At 45.7% G+C, this 22,182-nt stretch carries 23 protein-coding genes; 13 read left to right on the top strand and 10 right to left on the bottom strand.

The annotated features are described in order from the left end of the window. Positions 1-144 precede the first annotated feature (144 nt). From urtA to urtE, 5 genes are all read left to right on the top strand, one after another. Positions 145-1,425 carry an urea ABC transporter substrate-binding protein gene (urtA, locus tag OC23_RS18055; RefSeq protein ID WP_038346350.1) on the top strand — a complete coding sequence of 427 codons (1,281 nt, stop codon included), beginning with the start codon at positions 145-147 and terminating at the stop codon, positions 1,423-1,425. A gap of 81 nt (positions 1,426-1,506) precedes the next feature. Beyond that, a complete protein-coding gene (gene urtB, locus OC23_RS18050) occupies positions 1,507-3,129 on the top strand; it encodes an urea ABC transporter permease subunit UrtB (protein WP_038346349.1) in 1,623 nt (540 codons plus the stop codon). A 4-nt stretch (positions 3,130-3,133) separates the two neighbouring features. Then, a complete protein-coding gene (gene urtC, locus OC23_RS18045) occupies positions 3,134-4,204 on the top strand; it encodes an urea ABC transporter permease subunit UrtC (RefSeq protein WP_038346348.1) in 1,071 nt (356 codons plus the stop codon). Then, positions 4,205-5,032, top strand: coding sequence for an urea ABC transporter ATP-binding protein UrtD (gene urtD / locus OC23_RS18040; protein ID WP_038346347.1), 828 nt, complete (start codon positions 4,205-4,207; stop codon positions 5,030-5,032). A 9-nt stretch (positions 5,033-5,041) separates the two neighbouring features. Continuing rightward, positions 5,042-5,740, top strand: a complete 699-nt coding sequence (urtE, locus tag OC23_RS18035; protein ID WP_038346346.1) for an urea ABC transporter ATP-binding subunit UrtE — start codon at positions 5,042-5,044, stop codon at positions 5,738-5,740. 291 nt (positions 5,741-6,031) lie between these two features. On the opposite strand, the gene OC23_RS18030 is transcribed toward urtE, so the two are convergent. The 3 genes from OC23_RS18030 to OC23_RS18020 form a co-directional block, all read right to left on the bottom strand. After that, positions 6,032-6,772 (bottom strand): hypothetical protein, encoded by a 741-nt coding sequence (locus tag OC23_RS18030; RefSeq protein ID WP_038346345.1) that lies wholly within the window; start codon positions 6,770-6,772, stop codon positions 6,032-6,034. Between the two features lie 83 nt (positions 6,773-6,855). After that, a complete protein-coding gene (locus tag OC23_RS18025; RefSeq protein WP_038346344.1) occupies positions 6,856-7,404 on the bottom strand; it encodes a GNAT family N-acetyltransferase in 549 nt (182 codons plus the stop codon). Positions 7,405-7,541: 137 nt separating this feature from the next. After that, positions 7,542-8,267: an outer membrane protein OmpK gene (locus OC23_RS18020; protein WP_038346343.1), complete on the bottom strand. Its 726-nt coding sequence runs from the start codon at positions 8,265-8,267 to the stop codon at positions 7,542-7,544. A 370-nt stretch (positions 8,268-8,637) separates the two neighbouring features. Here OC23_RS18020 and OC23_RS18015 point away from each other — a divergent pair, with 370 nt between their 5' ends. From OC23_RS18015 to OC23_RS17995, 5 genes are all read left to right on the top strand, one after another. Further along, positions 8,638-9,012, top strand: a complete 375-nt coding sequence (locus tag OC23_RS18015) for an HPF/RaiA family ribosome-associated protein (protein WP_038346342.1) — start codon at positions 8,638-8,640, stop codon at positions 9,010-9,012. 142 nt (positions 9,013-9,154) lie between these two features. Further along, entirely contained in the window at positions 9,155-9,700 is a 546-nt protein-coding gene (locus OC23_RS18010; RefSeq protein WP_038346341.1) for an ankyrin repeat domain-containing protein, read from the top strand. Positions 9,701-9,731: 31 nt separating this feature from the next. Then, on the top strand, positions 9,732-10,499 hold the full coding sequence (locus tag OC23_RS18005; RefSeq protein ID WP_161792310.1) for a transporter: 768 nt from the start codon (positions 9,732-9,734) through the stop codon (positions 10,497-10,499). Between the two features lie 79 nt (positions 10,500-10,578). After that, positions 10,579-12,426: a protein-disulfide reductase DsbD gene (dsbD, locus tag OC23_RS18000; protein ID WP_038346339.1), complete on the top strand. Its 1,848-nt coding sequence runs from the start codon at positions 10,579-10,581 to the stop codon at positions 12,424-12,426. Positions 12,427-12,431: 5 nt separating this feature from the next. Next, positions 12,432-13,127, top strand: coding sequence for a glutathione S-transferase family protein (locus tag OC23_RS17995; protein ID WP_038346338.1), 696 nt, complete (start codon positions 12,432-12,434; stop codon positions 13,125-13,127). 37 nt (positions 13,128-13,164) lie between these two features. Here the strand turns inward: OC23_RS17995 and OC23_RS17990 are convergent, their stop codons facing one another. Both OC23_RS17990 and OC23_RS17985 read right to left on the bottom strand, forming a co-directional pair. After that, positions 13,165-14,352, bottom strand: a complete 1,188-nt coding sequence (locus OC23_RS17990) for a GGDEF domain-containing protein (protein ID WP_038346337.1) — start codon at positions 14,350-14,352, stop codon at positions 13,165-13,167. Positions 14,353-14,625: 273 nt separating this feature from the next. Beyond that, positions 14,626-15,537 (bottom strand): alpha/beta hydrolase, encoded by a 912-nt coding sequence (locus tag OC23_RS17985; RefSeq protein ID WP_038346336.1) that lies wholly within the window; start codon positions 15,535-15,537, stop codon positions 14,626-14,628. Between the two features lie 204 nt (positions 15,538-15,741). Here OC23_RS17985 and OC23_RS17980 point away from each other — a divergent pair, with 204 nt between their 5' ends. Beyond that, positions 15,742-16,179, top strand: coding sequence for a DUF2147 domain-containing protein (locus tag OC23_RS17980; protein ID WP_038346335.1), 438 nt, complete (start codon positions 15,742-15,744; stop codon positions 16,177-16,179). 68 nt (positions 16,180-16,247) lie between these two features. Here the strand turns inward: OC23_RS17980 and OC23_RS17975 are convergent, their stop codons facing one another. Next, entirely contained in the window at positions 16,248-16,598 is a 351-nt protein-coding gene (locus tag OC23_RS17975) for an arsenate reductase (protein WP_038346334.1), read from the bottom strand. Positions 16,599-17,013: 415 nt separating this feature from the next. Then, positions 17,014-17,838 (bottom strand): exodeoxyribonuclease III, encoded by an 825-nt coding sequence (locus tag OC23_RS17970; protein ID WP_038346333.1) that lies wholly within the window; start codon positions 17,836-17,838, stop codon positions 17,014-17,016. A 41-nt stretch (positions 17,839-17,879) separates the two neighbouring features. Between OC23_RS17970 and pyrE the strand changes: the two genes are divergently transcribed. Then, positions 17,880-18,530, top strand: coding sequence for an orotate phosphoribosyltransferase (gene pyrE, locus OC23_RS17965; protein WP_038346332.1), 651 nt, complete (start codon positions 17,880-17,882; stop codon positions 18,528-18,530). Positions 18,531-18,586: 56 nt separating this feature from the next. Here pyrE and OC23_RS17960 read toward each other — a convergent pair whose 3' ends face one another. Further along, a complete protein-coding gene (locus OC23_RS17960; RefSeq protein WP_038346331.1) occupies positions 18,587-19,231 on the bottom strand; it encodes a hypothetical protein in 645 nt (214 codons plus the stop codon). A gap of 35 nt (positions 19,232-19,266) precedes the next feature. Beyond that, on the bottom strand, positions 19,267-19,482 hold the full coding sequence (locus OC23_RS19555) for a hypothetical protein (protein WP_227505576.1): 216 nt from the start codon (positions 19,480-19,482) through the stop codon (positions 19,267-19,269). Between the two features lie 460 nt (positions 19,483-19,942). On the opposite strand from OC23_RS19555, the gene OC23_RS17950 reads away from it, so the two are divergent. Further along, on the top strand, positions 19,943-20,776 hold the full coding sequence (locus OC23_RS17950) for a GNAT family N-acetyltransferase (RefSeq protein ID WP_052209192.1): 834 nt from the start codon (positions 19,943-19,945) through the stop codon (positions 20,774-20,776). A gap of 245 nt (positions 20,777-21,021) precedes the next feature. On the opposite strand, the gene ddlA is transcribed toward OC23_RS17950, so the two are convergent. Next, positions 21,022-22,131, bottom strand: coding sequence for a D-alanine--D-alanine ligase (gene ddlA / locus OC23_RS17945; protein WP_038346330.1), 1,110 nt, complete (start codon positions 22,129-22,131; stop codon positions 21,022-21,024). Positions 22,132-22,182: the final 51 nt, after the last annotated feature.

The following is a 22,182-nucleotide window of genomic DNA, read 5'->3' as shown; positions in this document are numbered from 1 at the left end:
TTGTATGCAATGTTGTATACAAGATGCAGAAAGTCATCAACAAAATTCATTAAATGATAGAAAAAACAATCAATTAAAACATTGGCATAAAAATTGAATAACACCATCCAGTAAAAATCACAATATTGATGGGTGGAGAGAATGATGCAAAACAAATTGATGTCGATGTCAGTGCTCATGGCAGCCATGCTGGGGATTGGTCTGGTGGGCTGTTCCAAACCGGCCGAAAAAACAGAACAAACCAAAACGGCAGCCCCAACCACACCTGTCGCTGGCGGGGACACCATTAAGGTCGGGATTTTACATTCGCTTTCAGGCACCATGGCGATTTCTGAAACCTCACTGAAAGACACCGCCTTGATGACCATCAATGAAATCAATGCCAATGGCGGGGTACTGGGCAAAAAACTGGAACCGGTAATTGTTGACCCGGCATCGGACTGGCCATTGTTTGCAGAAAAGACGCGTCAGCTGATTACCCAGGATAAAGTCGCAGTGATTTTTGGTTGCTGGACCTCGGTGTCACGTAAATCTGTATTGCCTGTGGTGGAAGAACTCAACGGCTTGTTGTTCTATCCGGTGCAGTATGAAGGTCAGGAACAATCGAAAAACATCTTCTATACCGGGGCCGCTCCGAACCAGCAGGCGATTCCGGCTGTTGAATATCTGATGAGCGATGAAGGCGGTAAGGCAGAACGCTTTGTGTTGCTGGGTACCGATTATGTCTATCCACGCACCACCAATAAAATCCTGCGGGCTTTCCTCAAATCGAAGGGCGTCGCCGATGCCGATATCATGGAAGAATACACCCCGTTTGGTCACAGCAATTATCAAACCATTGTATCCAATATCAAGAAATTCTCCGCAGGTAAAAAGACAGCCGTGATCTCGACCATCAATGGTGATTCCAATGTGCCGTTCTATCGTGAACTGGGGAACCAGGGCATTAAGGCATCCGATATTCCGGTCATGGCTTTCTCGGTGGGGGAGGAAGAATTACGTGGTATTGATAGCAAACCCTTGGTGGGGCATTTAGCGGCATGGAACTATTTCATGTCGGTCAAGCATCCTAAAAACACTGAGTTTGTGAATAAATTCAAACAATATGCAGTGCAATACAAACTGCCAAATGCTGACAAAGTGGTGACCAACGATCCGATGGAAGCGACCTATGTCGGGATCAATATGTGGAAGCAGGCGGTTGAGAAAGCGGGCACCACTGAGGTGGATAAGGTTCGTGATGCGATGGCCGGTCAGACTTTTGCTGCACCATCAGGCTATACCCTCAAAATGGATGAAAGCAATCACCACTTGCATAAGCCGGTGATGATTGGACAGATCCGTAGCGATGGCCAGTTTGATGTGGTCTACAAAACCCCGCAAACCCTCAAGGCAGAGCCCTGGAGTCCGTATATCCCTAAATAAGACGGTTTGCCTGCTGCACCGGTAGCAGGTTTTCTATGCTTTTGCTTGATCCATTTTTTAATCATACATAAGGGGCGTTCTATGGCGAAACATTTTGTCTTGGCACTGCTTTGCATCATGGCACAGCTGATGTTGAGCCCGGCCTGGGCAGAGGCCACATCCACAGCACCTGTGACGTCTACAGCTTCTCCGGATGCCATTCAGACCTTTGTAAAGGCTGATTTTGCCACACGTCGGGCCATGCTCAATCAGTGGCCTGCCAGTATTGAACAACTGGATCAACTGGTGACCTATATTGATCAAAATGAGTTGTATACCGATAGTGCTGGCCATACCTATTTGCTGGAAAATGATGAAAAACTGTTGCGTTATCCTGAGCAACATGTCGTGCAACAATGGCCTGCCGATTTATCCCAAGTGACTTTGGTCAATACCTTACGCAAGGCCCTGAATTTTGGTCAAGCCAAGGCTAAACTTAATTCAAGCGATGCCTCGCAACGATTGGCCGCGGTCGATATTTTAGAAAATAATCTGGATGAGTTAGAGCTGGCAACTGTCAAGCAACTCTACGTCAACGAAAAAAATGATCAGGTCAAAACGCGTCTAGCACAGCTCAAGGCCCGTCTGGATTTTAATAGCCCTGATGAGTTCACCAAGCTTGAAGCCGTGAAAATCTTGGCAGATTCAAATCGGCCTGACGTATTCGCTTTGATCACTCAAACTTTAGAACAACCACAACTCAGTCCTGCATTGAAGGCTGCCTTGCTGGATGCACAACATAAAATTAAAACCCGCCTACAAATCAGTGAGTGGTCAGGGCATGTGTTTTCAGGTCTGAGTACCGCCAGCATTTTACTGCTTGCCGCGCTTGGTTTAGCCATTACCTATGGCCTGCTTGGGGTAATTAACATGGCACATGGCGAGCTGATCATGATCGGTGCCTATACCACTTACGTGATGCAAAGTTTTTTTAAAAGCCATTTTGCAGGGTGGGTGGACTGGTATCTGGTGGCAGCCATTCCTGCGGCCTTTCTGGTGAGTGCCTTGATCGGGATGTTGATTGAACGTACCGTGATTCGCCCGTTATACGGTCGTCAACTGGAAACCTTGCTCGCCACTTTTGGGGTGAGTCTGATTCTGATGCAACTGGTACGGATGGTGTTTGGTGCGCAGAATGTCGAAGTTTCCAATGTGAGCTGGTTGAGTGGCGGGATTGCGGTGACACCGAGCCTGATGCTGCCATATAACCGGATTGCCATCATTGCGTTTACCGTCGCCGTGTTATTGCTGCTGGTATTTTTACTCAATAAGACCCGATTTGGTTTATTCGTTCGTGCCGTGACACAAAACCGTCAAATGGCGCGTGCGGTCGGGATTCGCTCTGCACGGATTGACATGCTGGCTTTTGGCCTCGGTTCAGGTCTGGCGGGTTTGGCAGGCTGCGCCTTGGCTCAAGTCGGTAATGTCGGACCTGATCTTGGTCAAAACTACATTATTGACGCTTTCCTTGTGGTTGTAGTCGGTGGCGTGGGGCAAGTGTGGGGCGCGGTACTGGCCGCACTCGGATTGGGCATCAGTGGCACAGTGCTGGAAATTGGTGTCGGTGCGGTTCTGGCCAAAATTATTCTTCTGGTGCTTGTGATCTTGTTTATCCAGAAGCGTCCACAAGGTTTGTTTGCCATCAAAGGCCGTTTTGTGGAGTAAGCCAATGAAAATCACTTATTTATTTGCTGACAAACCGTATAGCGCCATGGCGATTGCGTTCTGTTTTGGCGTGTTATTGCTGCTGCCGTGGTTGCATCTGTTGTCTCCTGACTCGGCGTTTTATCTGTCTGCTTACTGGATTACCCTGATTGGCAAGATCATGTGTCTGGCTTTGGTGGCTTTGGCACTGGATCTGGTCTGGGGCTATGCCGGAATTTTGAGCTTGGGGCATGGTTTGTATTTTGCTCTGGGCGGTTATGCCTTTGGGATGTACCTGATGCGTCAATCTGCAGGGGATGGACTGCCTGATTTTATGCGCTTCCTCAGCTGGACCGAATTACCTTGGTATTGGGTCGGGACGGAGCATTTTGCCTGGGCTTTGGCCTTGGTGGTGCTGATCCCCGGCTTGATCGCATTTATTTTTGGATTCTTTGCCTTTCGCTCCAAAATCAAGGGGGTGTATTTCTCCATCATTACTCAAGCCATGACCTTTGCCGCAGCCTTGCTGTTCTTTCGCAATGAAACAGGCTTTGGTGGCAATAATGGCTTTACCGGTTTTAAGAGCATTCTCGGTTTTGATATTACCTCGGCACCGATGCGCGCAACCTTGTGCTTTGTCACAGCGTTGATGCTGATGCTGTGTTTTATCGGGTTACGTCAATTGATGAACCGGCCTTATGGACGGGTCTTGGGAGCCATTCGCGACAGTGAAAACCGGCTGCAATATCTCGGTTATCGCACGCTCTGGTACAAGCTGTCGGCATGGGTGCTGTCCGCGGTGATTGCCGGCATTGCCGGGGCGCTCTATGTGCCGCAGGCTGGCATTATTAACCCAAGTGAAATGAATCCGGTGAATTCGATTGAAATGGCGGTGTGGGTGGCTGCAGGTGGACGCGGTACCTTGATTGGCCCGATTTTAGGGGCCGGTTTAATCAATGCCGTGAAAACCTATTTTACCGTGGCTGCACCAGAAGCATGGTTATTGATTTTGGGTGCACTGTTCATCGTGGTGACCTTGTTCTTGCCTAAGGGTGTGATTGGGGTATTCGACCGTTTTAAAAAGGAGCGTAATTAGATGAGTGATGTATTAATAGACGCTGCTCAACATGGCGGTCAACTCGGTGAAGGGTATGGACGTGCCAAACCGCAAGGTGCGGATTTTAGTCACGGCATTGCCTTATATCTGGAAAAAGTCAGCGTCTGGTTTGATTCATTTCGGGCCCTGAATGATTTGTCACTGTACATTGCCGAGGGGGAGTTACGCTGTATTATCGGACCGAATGGCGCAGGCAAGACCACCCTGATGGACGTGATTACCGGTAAAACCCGTCCGACCACAGGCACCGCATTCTTTGGGCAAAACCATGATCTTGCCAAAATGAGTACCGAGCAAATAGCTGAAGCGGGGATTGGACGTAAATTCCAGAAACCCACCGTGTTTGAAAATTTTAGCGTGATGGAAAATCTGCTACTGGCAGCGCCACGAGATAAGCGGGTGAAAAAAAGCTTGTTTTCCCGTTTAGACCCAGAAGCGCAGCTGGCACTGGATGAAAGTCTGGAGCAGATCCGTTTAAAGGAATTTGTACACAAGCCCGCAGGGCTGCTGTCACATGGACAAAAACAGTGGCTGGAAATCGGCATGCTGCTGATGCAACGGCCCAAGTTGATTTTGCTGGATGAGCCGGTTGCAGGCATGACTGATGCTGAAACTGAGCGCACGGCTGAACTGTGTCTGGAACTGAAAAAAAATCACACGCTGGTCGTGGTGGAGCATGACATGAGTTTCATTGACACCATCAGTGAAAAAGTCACGGTCTTGGCGCAAGGCGCGATTCTGGCTGAGGGCACATTGGCAGAGGTTCAGGCCAATGAAGATGTGATTGAAAAATATCTAGGGCGTTAGGAGAGGCACATGCTGGAAGTGAAACAAATTAACCAGTTCTATGGTGGCAGTCATATTCTGCGTGATGTGTCTGTTAACGCGCCTGTGGGTGAATGTAGTGTGGTGCTGGGGCGTAATGGTGTAGGCAAAACTACCTTGCTGAAATGCCTGATGGGGATTCTGCCGATCAAGTCAGGGCAGATTCTGTTAGATGGTAAAGACATCGCCAAGATGTCTCCTGAGCAACGGGTGCGTGCCGGTCTGGCCTATGTGCCGCAAGGTCGTGATATCTTTTCGACTTTAACGGTTGAAGAAAATATTTTAATTGGCATGGCTAAATTTTCGGGTGCCAAGACGGGTAAGGTGCCGACGCATTTATATGAAATTTTCCCTGTACTGGATGAAATGAAACACCGCCGTGGGGGGGATTTATCCGGTGGTCAGCAACAGCAGCTTGCGATTGCCCGGGCGTTGGCGTCAGAACCACGTGTCTTGATTCTGGATGAGCCGACCGAAGGGATTCAGCCTTCAATTATTAAGGATATTGGCCGGGTGATTCGCAAGTTAGCAGATCAAGGCGAGATGGCGATTATTCTGGTGGAGCAGTTTTATGATTTTGCCGAAGAGTTGGCCGATGCGTATACCGTGATGGCACGTGGACAAGTGATTGCACAAGGGCGGGGGGAGGAGATGGCTGAGAAGGGGATTCGGGAGTTGGTGGCGATTTAATATCAATCTCTACATATCATTATTTAGAAAAGTAGATATTAAAAAAATGATTATCTTTACGGAGTCATACCAAGCAATTTTCTAATTTCTAAATAAGCCTTCGGCTGGAGTTACTTTGGATTTGCCCAAAGTAACCAAAGGCATTGTCATTCACAAAACCTGTTCAATTCTTGGATTTTTTCTATTGTTTCGCAGAAACAATATCTTTCAAAGATCACGCAGGTTGTGAATGACGTTTCCGAGTATCATACTTTTTCTTAAATTTTTGTTGAGTTTGGGTGTAAAGATCACTCATTTGTTTTCAACCTTATAGAACGTTCCGCCAGCATAGACATTATGTCCAAAGCCACATGAGGACTCGCTATTGCGCTGTTCAACTTCAATTTTTTGTCCAAGCTTTGCGTCATTGGCAAATTGAAGTTTAATCACACAGTCTTCATTGCGATAGTTTGCCTGTTTGGACTTGAGTGGCATGCTGGTTTCAAACTGTCCCATATTGGGACCATAGATCAGGCCGCGTGGGCCGAAATAGTAGCCATCGAAGGCAATCTGGTATTGATTCTTTTTTTTGCTGACCTTGATATAGTCCCATTGCCCAAAGCCATTGGCACGCACATAAGTCCCTTGTAAATCAGAAGATAGTTCGGGTTTTGGGAGCTGTTTTAGGTTGTATTGGCTGGTTTTCGAGTCTTTATCACGTAAAAACCAGACTCTGGCCCATTGCGGCTGACCGAGTTTTGCATAACTTAAACCGACATTATTATTGGCGATTTCAATGTCCCGGTCACTGACCTGAATCCCGCTTTCATCTGCATTGGCCTGACAGAAATGTGCCCATGCAGCCTGATCTTCAAATTGCTTGGCGGCCTTGAGGTATTGCTTTTGATCGTAAAGCTTTTTACCTGTCTGGGCATAGTGCTTCACTTTGGCGCAGCCTTGCTGCAATTCTTGCTCGAAGGACAGTTCGGCAAAGCTGGCACTTGAAGCAAGGACGATTGTAAGACCTAGGCCGAGTTGGGATGTTTTAATCATTGTGGCTATTTTTGAAATAATCTATGTCGTTCATTTTAAGCCAAAAATTGCGGTCAGGATCGTATGACAAAAGTGATGTTTTATTAGGCTTGTGTGAGTTGCAGTTGCATCCAGACCAGATCGCGCCATTGCCCAAACTTTTGACCCACTTGTGGCATATACCCGGTTTGCACAAAGCCCAATTGTTCATGCAGCACGATCGAGCCTTTATTTTCGCTGTCAATTGCGGCCACCATAATATGCATATTTTGCTGTATAGCCAGATGGATCAGTTGTTGCATCAGCGCCTTGCCTAGCCCCTGTCGTGCATAGCCTGGATCAATAAAAACAGAATGCTCAATGCTTTGGCGATAACCACTGATGGCACGAAACGCGGCATAATAGGCATAACCCGCGACTTGCTGGCGATGCTGATCTTCGACCACAATCATTGGAAATTGTTGCTGTTGCATGCTTTGGAAACGTTGCTGGTAATCTGCCAGCGAGACAGCCTGATCATTCCAGTTGGCGGTACCATTGAGAATTTCAGCATTGTAAATCGCCAGAATTGCTTCCAGATCATCGGCGGTTGCAAAGCGAATCTGGAACCGGGGAGCGAGATAATAAGGTGCAAGCGCAATATTCACAGACATGAGTAACAGCCATCAAGGTAAGCCAAAAGAAACAGTGAATCCTTGTTACAGCCAATGATTCTTCCATAACTTAACTATTATTGATACAAACAAAAACAGCAAGGATTTCCTTGCTGTTTTTTTCACGGTCTAAAGGTTTAGAAGTGATATTTGACTAATGCGCTGACATTGTTTTCGTCACGGTTTTTCATACCGAATTTGTTATTCCAGACCGAATGTTCCACACCTAAATAAAGGCGGGTATCGGGTGAAATGTGTTTACCCACGTTCCATTTGTATTGTGTGGTCCAGTTCAGTTCACTGGCGTGATCTTTTTCACCAGTAGACCAGTCCAGGAAACCATCGACGAGGAAATCTTCATTGGAGACTTTAAATGGCAATGCATAGGCAATGGTCATTTGATAGTCATCAGATGTGTTTTCATTGTTGGCGCGGTAGAAGTTTACATTTGCATATTGGAAATATGGAACTGCAAGATCAAAACCTACGCCGTACAAGAAGTTGTCAAAACTGGAAAAGTCATCATTGTTGCTTTCCCATGTGGTTGAAATCAACACATCTTTAACCGGACCAAAAGCAAGTTTGTGGCCTGAAATCTCGCCCAAGCTAAACCGAGGAGAAAGTTCGAAATAGGTCACTTTATGGTCTTCGTTGCCGCGCATACGGTCCATAAAGAAAAATACATCGGCATATTTTACTTTTGCCGCATATTCAATCGTTAATGTCGTTTGTTTTTCATCAACAACTTCGTAGTTTTCACCGTATAAACCGGTCAGGCTAAAGTCCTGCCAGATCGGTTTTGCCTGTGCTAAAGCTGCTGTAGATACCAGTAAGCATGCCGCTGTAACTTGCTTCAATTGCATTTAAAAATCTCCCCCCAAAAAGGCGTGTAAAGCATACAAGGTATTAAGCAAAAATAAAGCCAAATCGGAGCGAAAGTACAAAATAATTATAGAAGGCAGGTCATGCCGAAAAAGCTGTAAAGTTAAAGGAGTTTTTGTTTACGTTTTAATAAAAATGTCAAAAATCAGCTTGCATATTTTGCAGGAAAGACAGATATTGGAATTATAGAAGATCTTCTTAACCACTGAAAATCAATAGATGAAAAGCGAGGAGACCAGCAGCATTTACATAATCAGAATATACAACTGCATTGAATGATTGCATGCTCGAAGTGTGCTGAATAAGAAAGTTTTGTAGCACCGTCTCACCGAAAAAGAGAGGAAGATATTTATGAATATTGAAATCCGTACAGATAAAAACATTCAAGGTAGTGAACGTTTAATTAGTTATGTTCGTGCAGAACTTACACAGGAATTCCAGCGTTATAGCGAGCGTATTACGCATTTTTCGGTTCATATTAGTGATGAAAATGGGGATAAAACGGGCGAGCATGACAAGCGTTGTATGATCGAGGCCCGTCCGGCAGGTCTGAAACCTGTGGCCGTAACACATAAAGCAGCAAATATTGATAACTCGATTCATGGTGCAATTGATAAATTAAAACGCAGTCTGGAGCATCTTTATGAGAAAAAAGATCATCACCGTGGCGGTTTACCCGAATATGTCGATGCAGATGATGCTGTAAAAGTAGATGACGAAGCGTAAACATCAACGCATAAAAGAAGCCTCATTTGGGGCTTTTTTTATGCCTGTATCAAATTTATACATGATTTTTTAGCGGTTTTATAAAAACCTGTCAGGATATTCGGCATAATACCTGCATTAAAAAATATTGTGAGAACTGGTCATGTTAAATAACCAACAGCAGGCCTTGGTGCAAGCCATACAACAACTCGATGTGGACCAGGTGCAATCTTTACTTGCTGAAGGTCTCGACCCGAATTTTATTGATCCGGAACAGGGGCCACCTGTATCGGTGATTTGTGATGGTTTATTCAGCTGGTGGGAAACAATTTGCGAAGCGTATGAAGCAGGCCAGCCATTAAGCGAACAAGAAAAGCAACAATCACTTCAGGTTTATCTGGATATTTTAGATGCCCTGATTCAGGCCAAAGCCAATTTGCACTTATGGGATGCTGAAGAGTTTTATGGGCCGCTTTGGGATGCTGCAAGTTCGGCTTGTGTGCCGGTGGTACAACGTTTACTTGACGAAGATGTCGATCCAAACACCCGTGATGAAGAAGGCTTAACTGTTTTATCCTCAATCAGCCAGCTGTTCTTTGATTGTGAGTTTGATGAAATTGACTGGTCAGAATCATTGCCAGAAGAGCGGGCAACACTGAAATTGTTACGTCAACGTGGCGCAAAAATGTCAAAAGAGCTAGGTGCATAAGCCCAGCCTACACCAAAGCAAGAGGAACATGATGAAAACATTTCAAACTTTAAGCGTGATTGCGGTATCGCTGATGGCAAGCACAGCTTTTGCGGCTGATTTCTCCTTTGACCGTCCTGGTGCAGGTATGGGCACAGGCATTACTCCTGTTGGCAAACTGGCATGGGAACAAAGCCTGCCAAGCGTCAGCTATCAGGAAGGCAATGTCGATGGCGTCAAAGATAAGACCCTGACCTTGAATGGCGATATGTTGTTGCGTACCGGTCTGGCAGATGGTCTTGAATTGCAACTGGGCTGGCAAGGACCGGTCTGGCAGCAATACAAACGTGCCGGCATGAAAAAGGAAACCAATGGTTTGGGGGATGTCAGCATTGGTTTGAAAAAAGCCATTGATCTCAATGATGACCGCTTATCTATGGCTGTACTGGCAGAAGCCATCATTGCAACGGGTAATGATGAGTTTAGCAATCATGATGATATTTATAGCTTAAGCTCAGCAGTTGCTTATGAGTTCAGCGACCTGATCGGGACTTCGATTACCATGCGCTATGAAGCGCAAAACAGCAATTGGGCGGTGACCGCTGTCCCAACAATTGACTATAAGATCGCAGGTAAATTGTCCGGGTTCTCGGAATTTATTTACCGTAAAGCCGAGAGTCAGGACTATGAATATGGTCTAGGTACAGGTCTGGTCTATGCCCTGAATAACCGTACGCAACTGGATGCCAGCATTGGAGTGGATCTCAATGGCAACCAGAAAAGCTATAACGGTGGCTTCGGCGTATCGGTTTTATTCTAATAACAATGCACCTGAATTCTCTTAAATTCACTTCTACAGCAGTGGGAAGGAGATTCGGGAGAAAACGAGTGAGATGAGCATGAAATTGTCTGTTCAAGGTGGAGAAGGTTCTGCACGGATGCGTTATTTTCTGGGGACATTAGTATGGTTATGTGGGTCATTGACCTATGCCCAGGAGCATGTATCGGCACCCTTACTCAGTCCTGAACAGGCATTTGCATTTACGGTTGAATCGACTCAAGTGAATCAGGCACGGTTACACTGGTCGATTCAGCCCAATTACTATCTCTATCAGCATAAATTTGAAGTAAGGCAGGGCAATCAACCGGTTGCCCTGAAACTGCCCAAAGCGGTTGAGCAATATGATGAAAACTATGGCCATAGCCAGGTTTATTATCAGCAAGCTGAATTCAGTATTCCGACTCAGGCATCGCAGCACTATCGTGTCACCTGGCAGGGGTGTGCCAAAGACCGGATTTGCTATCCGCCACAGCATATTGAATTCCAGACCGATGCGGATGGTCTGGTCAGTGCCCAGAATGTCAGCGCTAATACACAAAAAAGCTTTTTGGATGTGGCACGTTCTTCCAGTGCCTTTAATGCACAACAGCCTGTAGATGAGGCAGTACAGGCTGAAACAGCCGCAGAGCCAACCTCATCAGGCAACCCGGGTGTGCTGGCCCAAGACCAGAAATGGTCAAGTGCGCTGGAACAACATTCGCTCGCTTATAGTCTTTTATTATTTTTGGGCCTAGGCATTTTACTGGCTTTTACGCCGTGTTCTTTGCCGATGCTGCCGATCCTGACCTCGTTGATTGTACGTGACAATAAAGGCGTGAAAGCCTGGTCAATTGCGCTGACCTTTGTGGTCAGCATGGCACTGGTGTATGCGGTACTCGGTTTAATTGCCTCTGCAGCAGGACTGAATTTCCAGCGCTGGTTACAGCAACCTGCAACCCTGATTGCGTTTAGTCTGTTGTTTGTGGTGTTTGCCCTGAACCTGTTTGGTCTGTTTGAACTCAAACTGCCACAGCGTTGGGTCAACCGGCTTGATCAGATGCAATCCAATCAAAAAGGTGGCACGCTGGTCGGCGCCGGTGCCATGGGCATGATCTCCGCACTGCTGGTTGGGCCATGCATGACAGCACCGCTGGCCGGGGTATTGCTGTTTATCTCGCAAACACAAAATCAATGGCAGGGCGCATTACTACTCTTTACGCTTGGCTTCGGGATGGGTATTCCCTTGCTGCTGGCCAGCGTGTTAGGGGCAAAAGCCTTACCTAAGGCGGGTGACTGGATGAACCAGATCAAGGTGATTTTTGCATTCCTGATGCTGGCCTTGAGCATTTATTTCATTCGTCCTTTATTGCCAGAACTTGTCATTCAGATCCTGAGTTTAATTCTGGGGCTGGCCTTTATTATCTATGCGGTTTATCGCCTGTTCGGGCAGAAATCCAGACTGCAATGGCTATATGCGCTCTTGCTGGTTTTAGTGATTCCCGGCTTGGCTTTTAACCAATACCAGCATATCCAGAGCCTGAGTTCAGTTCAGGCAGACAAGCTGGCTGAATGGCATGTGGCACACACAGCAGACGAGTTCCGGCAGATTCTCGCCCATGCCCCGAAAGACCGTGGCATCGTGATTGATGTCTATGCAGACTGGTGTGTGGCATGTCAGCCGATTGAGCATCGTATTTTAAAAGATGCCGAGGTGCAGCAGGCGTTAGCGGGTTATTATCTGATTAAACTGGATTTAAGCCAATACGATGCATCACATCAGGCCCTGTTAGCCCAGTGGGATATTTTGGGACCGCCGACCTATTTATTTCTGGACCAGCAGCAACAGGAAATTCGCTCGCTACGTTTAACCGGTGCCTTCCAGAAAGCAGAGCTATTACAACAACTGGCTTTATTTAAAGGAAAATAATAAATATGTACCAACTCTTTATAGGCAATAAAAACTACTCAACCTGGTCCATGCGTCCGTGGATCTTATTGAAACAGGCGGGCATACCATTTCAGGAACAACTGATCCGGTTTGATAGCTTTGACGCAGATAGCCAGTTTAAAACAGAAATTCTCAAACTGAATCCGACCGGCAAAGTACCTGCACTTGTAGATGGAAAACGGGTGGTCTGGGATACGCTGGCGATTTGTGAGTATCTGGCAGAGCAGCATCCTGAACATGGCTTATGGCCACAAGATCAAAGCTTACGTGCCAAGGCGCGTTGTATCAGTGCCGAAATGCACAGCAGCTTTCAGGCATTACGCAATCTTTGTCCCATGAATGTCGAGGCTGACCTGACGCATATTGGCCGGCAGCTCTGGTCTGACCATGCCCAGTTGCGTGCTGATGTGGCCCGGATTGAGCAGATCTGGTCACAGCGTGCGACAGAAGATGGCTTTTTATGTGGCGAATTCAGTATTGCAGATGCATTTTACGCGCCAGTGGTGATGCGCTTTGACTGTTATCAGTTGCCACTTTCGGCATCCAGCCAAAATTATATGCAGACCATACTGGCTTTGCCTTCAGTGCAGCAATGGATTGCCGAAGCCAGGCAAGAACAGCAGTTTGTGCCTTTTGACGAACCCTACCGCCAACAGCGTACAGAATTTTTAAAAGTCTGACCGGCACTCAAGTGAAGGCAAATCAATCCTGCACTTTCTAACTCTTGATCAGGTCAGTAAAGCTTCTGACCTGATTACGCCCTGCGGCTTTTGCTGCATACAGGGCCTGATCTGCCTGACTAATAACCAGATGTAGCTCATCGTCACTGAGTGAGCTGCTGACCCCGAAGCTGGCGCTCACGGTAAATGCCTGTCGCTGCTGCGTAATAAAACCTAACCGGGAGATCGCTAGCCGACAGCGTTCGGCAAGCTGATGTGCCTGAGCAGTCGCGGTATTGGGCAGTAACACGATAAATTCCTCACCGCCAAAACGTCCAATAAGGTCGTGTTCCCGGACATGGGCTGTGAGACATTGCGCCACCCGGATCAGAACCTGATCTCCCATCGTATGCCCGAAGTGATCATTAATATTTTTAAAATGGTCTAAATCGAGCAGCACAATCGAATATTGTTGCTCCGGTTGCTGGTGTAATCTGTCTAGATAATGGCCAATACTGCGCCGGTTCAAGACATTGGTCAATGGATCGAGACGGCTTAAATTCTGGATCGTCTGCTCGCGGGTGCGCCATTGGGTCAGTAAAACTTCAAACAGAAATAGGCAGGCCAGCAAGATCGGTACCAGAAAAAACAGCATGCTGGCGACCCAGAAGGGGTGCATGACCGTCTGATTAAGATGCTGCATATTAAATAGCGGTGCGTAAGTCAGAACACCCGTCATGCTCAGATAATTACAAAATAGCAGTGCCAGTGTGGCAGGAATCAGGGCGCAATACACCATGCGCCGGTCAAATAGTACCAGCCCGACCCCGACGATACTGACATAGCCCACCATGGTTGCGGGGCTAAAACTGCCGACCAGATAACTGTTATGGCACAGCATGGCAGTAAAGACCTGTACATTCAGGATTGGCAGTATTTCCTGTGCCCAGTGCTGCTCCCTAAACAGATGGCAGGGAATAACCAGCACGCTCAGAACAACCAGCATGATCAGGCTGGTGCATAACTGGGACCGAACCAGTCTGAGGTGTACCCATTCGGCATACTCAGGATTGATTAACACCACAATATCCCAGATGATCCAGAACAGGTTCATCAAGGCCGCGAGTATCAGTAATAAAATACTTTTTTTAAGCTGGGTCCAATTGGCGACAATATGACGTTTCCAGGACAGCTCCCAGCTCCATCTTCTTGCCTCAGTTGACCGGTGTAAATGAATCCTGATCATGGGCATGCATCCTTTTATGCAATCAGATTCGTGGTAACTGGTTATCCGTCATCAACCTGTTGAGGGAGGCTGATGAAAATAACAATAGCATCTTTAGCGCGGGAAAGAAGTCTGCTGCCAAGACAAAATATACCCGTTTTTACCGGAAAAATATCTTAAAAAATAGTTGGTTATTATAATATTCAATGGTTTTTGTTGGCATCTGACCAAAGTGGAAGAACAATGACCATGGCCAGCATCAGCTGACCATTTTTTACATGTCTTTATCCGGTTTTAGTCGCGATCCAGGGCATGGGCAAATTCGGCAAGATCGGCCAGTGCCTGTTTAGCTTCAGGGAACCAGGCATTAAACATCTGGAAGTTATGCCACATCCCGGTATAAAGCTTGAAGTCCACTGCAACACCTGCCTGTTCCGCCTTTTCCCTAAAGCGTTTGGAGTCATCCAGCAAGATTTCTTTGGAACCGACCTGTACCAGCGTTGGGGGTAAGCCTGCCAGATCGTCAAATAATGGTGAAACACGCGGATCGTCGGCCTGAACATGTTCGCCAAGATAGTAGTTGATGCCAGCCTGTAGGGCCTCGATGGAAAGCAATGCATCATGTTTCTGGTTGAAGCGCAATGATTCACTGGTCAGGGTAAGATCCAGATAAGGCGACATCAGAATCAGACCGCTTGGCATCAGTTCCGCTTGCTGCTTCAGGCGCAGGCACAGTGCCAGAGCGAGGTTGGCACCACATGAGTCTCCGGAAATAATAATGTCCTTGGGTTTGATGCCCTGTACCAGCAAGGCCTGATAGACATCAAAAATCGCATCAATGGCCTCGGGAAAAGGATGTTCCGGTGCCAGCGGGTAATCAACATGAATCACCTGCATCTGGGTACGTGCTGCAATATCGGTCATCAGGGCACGATGGGTATTGAGACTGCCCAGAAAGAAGGCTCCGCCGTGAATATGGAATATCAGCTGTGTCGCTGCAGCTTGTGCCTTGATTTCCTCGCCCCGTACCCCTGCTAACCGCAACGGACGGATTTGTACTGTTGGATTGTGTGGAAATACCCGGCAGAACTGGTCGAGCAGAGGACGCAGGGCATTGGGAGACAGGTTCAGCTGGCTGGGGGTACGTATCGTGGCTTTAAGTAAAGATTCAGTAAAATAATATTTCCAAACAGTAGCAAATTTCATAATTTTTCCATATTGTTAGAGAGGTAGAGCAATAACAAAGTTCTTGAATATAAGTAGCGCCTACGCATGATGATAAAAAATGAAAAATAGTGGGGTATGTCACTCTTACGCAGGTTATACCAAATAGTCATAATCAAGAATTGCAATATTGTTTGAACTTCTCAATACTTTGAGTTTGAAAGACCCCTTAAGGATATTACAAAAATGAAGAAAATTGCTTTAGCATTTGGATTGCTTGGTTTAACAACTTTTGCCAATGCGGCAGATGCGCTGAACGGCAGTGTTTGGCAAACCATTGATGATGAAACAAAGCAGCCCAAGGCGATCGTAAAGTTTACCGAGCAAAAGGATGGCACTCTCACGGCGTCTATTCAGAAATATCTGGTAGCAGGTCAGGAAAATGCCTGCTCTAAATGCGAAGGCCCTTATCACAACAAGCCGCTAAAAGGCGTGACCATCGTGCATGGCCTGAAAAATGTTGGTGGCGTCAATTATGATGAGGGTTCGATCATCGATCCGAAAAATGGCAAAACCTACAAGTTAAAAGCTGAAATTCTTGAAGGCGGTAAAAAGCTGAAACTGCGTGGTTATATTGGTGTAGCTGCACTGGGCCGTAACCAGACCTGGATTCGTGCCAACTAAATACAAGATATAAATAAGAAAACCGGGTTTCATGACCCGGTTTTTTTGTATCTGCCGTTTATTCTGGTTTAAGCAGATAGCGCTTGATAAGCTGCTTCATCGAAACCAATCACAAAGCCGTTTGGGGTTTGCAGTACAGGACGCTTGATCAGGCTAGGCTGGGCCATCAGGGTTGCAATCAGGTTATGTTCATTGCTGGTCGCGTGTGTTTGCTCGTCAGCAGTTAATTTGCGCCAGGTGGTGCCTTTTTTATTCAAGACTTTATCTGCCCCAATTTCTTTTAACCAGATTGCTAAAGTGTCGGCATCAATGCCTTGTTTCTTATAATCATGAAACTCGTAATTGATCCCTTTTGCCTGTAATGCATCAAAGGCTTTTTTCATCGAATTACAATTTTTAATACCATAAATTTTAAACATGAGAAAAAACCATAGAAAGAGTGAAAAATATGGATGAAAGCCTAACGCAAAAAGCAGCCGGTACGCCAGTTGAAATTTTTTATTAAGTTTATCGGTAGAGCGGTTCAATCGTGATGCAATGCTCAAAATGGCGAATGACAAAATAAACAGAAAATATCTAATATCAAAAAAGAGAAAACCCGCATTTAATCTTCCTGATTATGCGGGTCTCATTTCAACGTCCAATGTCTCATCCATGTAAATAAACTTGAACCAAGTTTATTTTATCTTCCTACGGCGTCCTATCCCTTTCTGGTCATCCTGACCGCTTCCCTGTGCCGTGAAGCTATAATGCCGTTCTAGCAGGTAAATAAAAATACTCAAAAGCGACAAGTTATGTAAGCTAAAGAAGCGGTCAAAGTGAACAAGTGTTCACTTATTCGTGTATTTTATAGTCGATAATTACGGGCGCATGATCGCTAAACCATTGATCTTTATATACCCATGCATTTACAGTACGGGCTTTCCAGTCTGGCGAGCAGGCATGGTAGTCGATACGCCACCCGACATTTTTCGCACGGGCCTGACCACGATTTGACCACCATGAGTACAACTCTGCTTCAGGTCGCACCTCACGGAAGGTATCGACATAGCCCAGTTCATCATAAATATGGTCGAGCCAGGCACGTTCATGCGGCAATACGCCAGACGATTTCTGGTTACCCGACCAGTTTTTAATATCGATGCGCTTATGCACGATATTGTAATCGCCACATACGATGATGGATTTATTCTGGTCGCGCCATTGTTTCAGTACTTGCGCGTACTCTTTCAAAAACACGTCTTTGCGTGCCTGTGCTTCATCACCACTTGATCCTGATGGCAAGTATAACGAGGCAATATGAACGGTTTGTGACAGCCCTAAATCAAATTCGGCCGAAATAAAGCGGCCTTGCGTATCGGCCAGTTCAAAGCCCAGCCCCGTGGTCACGGATACAAAAGGTAAGCGGCTATAAATGGCTGTACCTGCATAGCCTGCACGTTCGGCAGGGAACAAGTGGGTGTACCATCCTTCAGGCTTAAATTTATCGGTCCATTGCTCATGGGTAATGCGGCTTTCCTGCATACACACCACATCTGCACCAGACTGCTCCAGCCATTCGAGCAGGCCTTTGGTGACAGAAGCACGCAGGCCATTTACGTTAATTGAAACGACTCGAAGAATTTTTACATCACTTGGATAGCTATCCTTTGGTATCATACGTCTGTTTAACCTCAATTGAAGAATTTGGAGCACCTTATATGACAACGCCTGTGTCATTTCATCCGCAAGCTTTTATCGAACTCGCATTATCACGTGGTGTGCTTAAATTTGGTGAGTTTACCTTAAAATCAGGCCGTGTCAGTCCTTATTTCTTTAACGCGGGTTTGCTCAACGATGGTGAAGCACTGTCTTTGCTGGCACAAGGCTATGCCGACAAACTGGTTCAGTGTGACAATGTCGGTGTGATTTTTGGCCCGGCCTATAAAGGGATTCCGTTTGTGGCCGCAACCGCCGTGGCTTTATCTCAGGTTCATGGCAAAAGTGTGCCATGGGGCTTTAACCGTAAAGAAGCCAAAGATCATGGTGAAGGTGGCGTACTGGTGGGTGCCTCAGTTGCGGGTCAAAAAGTCTGGATCATTGATGATGTGATTACGGCAGGGACTGCAATCCGTGAAGTGGTGACCATCTTGAAAAATGCCGGTGCGGAAATTGCCGGTGTGCTGGTTGCGCTAGATCGTCAGGAACGCGGTCAGGGCGAGCTTTCTGCGATTCAGGAAGTGCAAAAAGAACTCGAAATTCCGGTGCATGCCTTAATTACCATGACAGATTTGATGGATTATCTGGATGCCAAAGGCGAAAAAGACGCTTTGGCCAATATGCAGGCGTATCGTGAAAAATATGGCATCTAGGTTTTAGGTGTAAAAAAGGAAGCAGAGGCTTCCTTTTTTTATTTCTGGCGGCTCTCTTACAAGCGGCTACTTGACCATAAGTGAGTCAGTGTCCAGTGCTGGTCAGCATATTCAAATTCATAGATGATCGCATCGGAAGGCGCCATTTTAAACATGCCATACCAGACCCGGACATGGATTGGGGATACAACTTCCCAGTACAGCACCGAGTTTGACACCAGTCTAGGATTGATTCCAAACATATTGACTTCAACTTGTTTGGCCGGGGTGGTGGAAAGGACGATAGAATCATTGAGAGACCAGTGTCCTAATGCTTGCATTCCCCTATAAGTAGCCAAACTAAAGGGAAGCGGATCCTGAATTTGGTTTGAAAAAGCACTTAAGTTCACTTGCGAGTCAGCATCTGCCGGTGCACAAAACATCTTCTGGAAAAGAGCAATGAGGGCCTGATCCTGCTGGATGGCCAGACGGTCTTTTAATAAAGCGGTCAATGCTGGGGTCTGCTTTCTGCAAAATAACGATTCAATATAAACACCGTCAGGGGTGGAGGTCACTTGAGTATCTTTTGACTGCCCTAACAATAATGCACCGATATCTTGATAAACGGCTTTTTCTTCTACGCTGATCTTTTGATCTGCAAAACTGTGACTCGCTTGCAGTAGCAGCATACCGGCGCATATCGATTTAAGTCGCTTTTTCATTCTAGGTTATCCATTTTAATTAATCACTTAATGTTCTAGTTTTGTAGGGGATGCTCATGTAGTTCGATGTAAATGATTTTTCCGGTTGCCTGATCAATCGCCACACTGGCTTTTTCCGTTTCAAATTCTTTGACGTGCCGATGAGGATTGGTATTGGTATCTTTATGGGTTTTCAGTTTTTCCGTTACCTGTTTTTCGGAGTCATCACTGAAAAGACCGAGGGGGTAATTTGTGTCCTTTATAATTGGCAAAAGAAACTGCCTGGTCAGGAAGATATAACTTGATCGAGACAATTTTCTTATTCTTTAACAGCATTTCGATGCCATTTTGTGGAAATATTAGGCTTTGGTCATAAAAATCAAGTTTGGGAAATTCGTCATTCCAAAATTGATTGCTGAGCTGCGGTGTCTCTTTCGGTTCAAGTTGATTGACGAAATTTTCGAAAGCTTTGCTTTCACCCAGCAGATTGAAGTATTGATCGGGGCGGTCAATATAGCTTGAATTCATACAGGCCGTAGCTAAGCAGCCTAACAACAGGATGAAAAGAATTTTATACATTGAATTTTTCGTTTTTGGAACATTGGACTGATCAATAGCTCTATCAGTAACACAGTATACAGAGGTGTCTTTATAAAAAACAGAATATAGAACAGGGGGGAGCAAATGGAACATCACAAGATAAAAATGAAGAGTTACGGGAGTTAAAACAGGATGCAAAAAAGATGGCCAAAAGATACGGTTGGGAGCATAAGAACAGGCCCTCTCACCACGCAGAAAGAAGCCCGGCTGATTGCCCAGTGGCTGGATAGCCGATTCGAGCACTCAATAGCGATTACTGCATTTTTGCCACAGACGCAAGGCATTGAGGCGCCCTGGCAACTGCTACGGTCATATGATTCAAAACAACAAGATAGGCTCCTGGAGGTTGCAGTCGTCTGTGCTGGCGGGACCTGTTTCTGGTTACCAGAACAGAGTGACTCGGCCAGATTACTTGGTTCGGAAATGTTTAAACTTCAACCCCGCCGGATTGTCACGACCTCTTTTGGAGGTGAGATATTGCCTTCTATGCTGACAGATCAAGTAAACCTGTTGCAAGGATATGAGCAATCGGTCATGGTCAGGGAGTTTCACTTACCTCAGGCGGAGGGACGCATGGCAACTCGATCAGATATTCCGCGGCTGATTGAATACCAGCATCTCTATAATCAGGAACGTTCGGTGGCTGAAACCCCGGATTGGGAGCTGCTTATACAGCAGGCTAAAGTGGCTGTTCATGAACTTGAGGGACAGATCGTTTCTATCGTCCGCTTCGGGATTGAAACCAGCCGTCTGGTGAATCTTGGTGGAACATATACATTTCCCGGCTATCGGCGGCAGGGTTATGCTGCGCGTGTACTGGCATTTGCAGTGAACCAGATCATTGATCGTGGTCGTATGGCACATCTGATTGTTGATCGGGATAACCACTCTGCGGTAGCGCTTTATCGGCAAATAGGTTTTAAAAGTATTGGTTCATCTTATGTAGGTTATTTGGCCTATTCATAAAAGCTAAATATTCTGGTTTGGTACCACTACAGGCGTATTTTTAACAGCCGCTACTTTACTGCTTGAAATCATAAAAAGCAACGCCTGAATGAGATGAGCCAAGTGTTAATGTTTAAAGCTGCTACAAGGCTTTGGGGGTTTTAAGCACAATAGTGTAAAAGTAAAAGAGCAAAGCTGTGGCAGCAGGAAATAACTGCTACAGCTAAATAAAACTGACATCAAAATAATAAGATACCATCAAAAACTTATATACTGCTATTTAACAAAACAGTATTTTGGAGCTGGGCATCATGATGATGCTGTTCAATTGCCAGTTCTATCAAACGGGTAATGAGATCGGAGTAATTTAACCCGCTTGCTTCCCATAGTTTTGGAAACATACTGATATTGGTAAAACCTGGCAAGGTATTTATTTCATTAATAAAAACATCTCCATTTTTTGTTAAAAAAACATCAACGCGTGCCAGTCCTGTACATTCCAGAACCTCATAAGCTTTTATCGAGATAGCCCTGATTTTCTGGCTGATTTCATCTGGAATATTTGCAGGTATCGTGACTGTGGAACCTTTGTCATTAATATATTTTGTGTCATAAGAATAAAAGCTATCTTCCAGTTCGATTTCTCCGCAAACGCTGGCTAAAGGCTCGGCATTACCGATAACGGCACATTCAATTTCTCTGCCATCAATACCTTGTTCAATCAATATTTTATTGTCGTACTTGAATGCCGTATCTAAGGCTGCCTCAAATTCATCTCGGGACGTGACTTTACTGACCCCCACAGAAGACCCCTGGTTGGCCGGTTTTACAAATAATGGGCAGCCAAGCTGGGCACTGGCAGTTTCAAAGTTTATGTCCTTTCTATGCTTTTTCGTTAATTTTATGAAAGGTGCGATGTTTAAACCTGCATCTCTTAATAATCTTTTTGTTATATCTTTATCCATACACATCGCTGAACTGAGGACTTGGGAACCTACAAAAGGAAGGTTCACCATTCTTAGCAGTCCTTGTAATGAACCGTCTTCTCCAAGTGTTCCATGGACGATTGGAAAAATGACATCCAGTTGAGAGAGGGTCTTGTTTTGAAATTCTATAATCTGCTGCTCATTTTTTCCTGGAATTAACGCAATATTGCGTCCAGATTGATGAAGTGCGATCAGAGAAGGATTGTCCGAGTTTAATAAAAAATGTGTACTTTCATTGAGGTGCCATATTCCATTTTTATCGATACCGATTAATGTCACATCAAATTTTTCTCGGTCTATTGCATCAACAATATTTCTTGCAGATTGGAGCGAAACTTCGTGCTCGGTAGATTTTCCTCCAAATATAATGCCAACATTTTTCTTCTGCATATTCTGATCTCCTGAGGTCTTTGCAAATTTCTTGTATTTAAAATTAAATCT

This window comes from Acinetobacter sp. A47 (genome assembly GCF_000805455.1).
GTDB lineage: Bacteria > Pseudomonadota > Gammaproteobacteria > Pseudomonadales > Moraxellaceae > Acinetobacter.
The sequence above is the reverse complement of the archived record's forward strand: the minus strand, read 5'-3'. Positions and strand labels throughout refer to the sequence as shown.

What these genes read in the sequence shown, in the direction of transcription:
- OC23_RS18020 (WP_038346343.1), bottom strand. Translation starts at nt 8,267, where the DNA reads ATGCAATTGAAGCAAGTTACAGCGGCATGCTTACTGGTATCTACAGCA.
- OC23_RS18005 (WP_161792310.1), top strand. Translation starts at nt 9,732, where the DNA reads ATGAAAACATTTCAAACTTTAAGCGTGATTGCGGTATCGCTGATGGCA.
- ddlA (WP_038346330.1), bottom strand. Translation starts at nt 22,131, where the DNA reads ATGCAGAAGAAAAATGTTGGCATTATATTTGGAGGAAAATCTACCGAG.
- OC23_RS18010 (WP_038346341.1), top strand. Translation starts at nt 9,155, where the DNA reads ATGTTAAATAACCAACAGCAGGCCTTGGTGCAAGCCATACAACAACTC.
- OC23_RS18030 (WP_038346345.1), bottom strand. Translation starts at nt 6,772, where the DNA reads ATGATTAAAACATCCCAACTCGGCCTAGGTCTTACAATCGTCCTTGCT.
- dsbD (WP_038346339.1), top strand. Translation starts at nt 10,579, where the DNA reads ATGAAATTGTCTGTTCAAGGTGGAGAAGGTTCTGCACGGATGCGTTAT.
- urtD (WP_038346347.1), top strand. Translation starts at nt 4,205, where the DNA reads ATGAGTGATGTATTAATAGACGCTGCTCAACATGGCGGTCAACTCGGT.
- OC23_RS17950 (WP_052209192.1), top strand. Translation starts at nt 19,943, where the DNA reads ATGCAAAAAAGATGGCCAAAAGATACGGTTGGGAGCATAAGAACAGGC.
- OC23_RS17960 (WP_038346331.1), bottom strand. Translation starts at nt 19,231, where the DNA reads ATGAAAAAGCGACTTAAATCGATATGCGCCGGTATGCTGCTACTGCAA.
- OC23_RS17970 (WP_038346333.1), bottom strand. Translation starts at nt 17,838, where the DNA reads ATGATACCAAAGGATAGCTATCCAAGTGATGTAAAAATTCTTCGAGTC.
- OC23_RS17990 (WP_038346337.1), bottom strand. Translation starts at nt 14,352, where the DNA reads ATGATCAGGATTCATTTACACCGGTCAACTGAGGCAAGAAGATGGAGC.
- urtE (WP_038346346.1), top strand. Translation starts at nt 5,042, where the DNA reads ATGCTGGAAGTGAAACAAATTAACCAGTTCTATGGTGGCAGTCATATT.
- pyrE (WP_038346332.1), top strand. Translation starts at nt 17,880, where the DNA reads ATGACAACGCCTGTGTCATTTCATCCGCAAGCTTTTATCGAACTCGCA.
- OC23_RS18025 (WP_038346344.1), bottom strand. Translation starts at nt 7,404, where the DNA reads ATGTCTGTGAATATTGCGCTTGCACCTTATTATCTCGCTCCCCGGTTC.
- OC23_RS17985 (WP_038346336.1), bottom strand. Translation starts at nt 15,537, where the DNA reads ATGAAATTTGCTACTGTTTGGAAATATTATTTTACTGAATCTTTACTT.
- urtB (WP_038346349.1), top strand. Translation starts at nt 1,507, where the DNA reads ATGGCGAAACATTTTGTCTTGGCACTGCTTTGCATCATGGCACAGCTG.
- OC23_RS17995 (WP_038346338.1), top strand. Translation starts at nt 12,432, where the DNA reads ATGTACCAACTCTTTATAGGCAATAAAAACTACTCAACCTGGTCCATG.
- urtA (WP_038346350.1), top strand. Translation starts at nt 145, where the DNA reads ATGCAAAACAAATTGATGTCGATGTCAGTGCTCATGGCAGCCATGCTG.
- OC23_RS17975 (WP_038346334.1), bottom strand. Translation starts at nt 16,598, where the DNA reads ATGTTTAAAATTTATGGTATTAAAAATTGTAATTCGATGAAAAAAGCC.
- OC23_RS18015 (WP_038346342.1), top strand. Translation starts at nt 8,638, where the DNA reads ATGAATATTGAAATCCGTACAGATAAAAACATTCAAGGTAGTGAACGT.
- OC23_RS17980 (WP_038346335.1), top strand. Translation starts at nt 15,742, where the DNA reads ATGAAGAAAATTGCTTTAGCATTTGGATTGCTTGGTTTAACAACTTTT.
- urtC (WP_038346348.1), top strand. Translation starts at nt 3,134, where the DNA reads ATGAAAATCACTTATTTATTTGCTGACAAACCGTATAGCGCCATGGCG.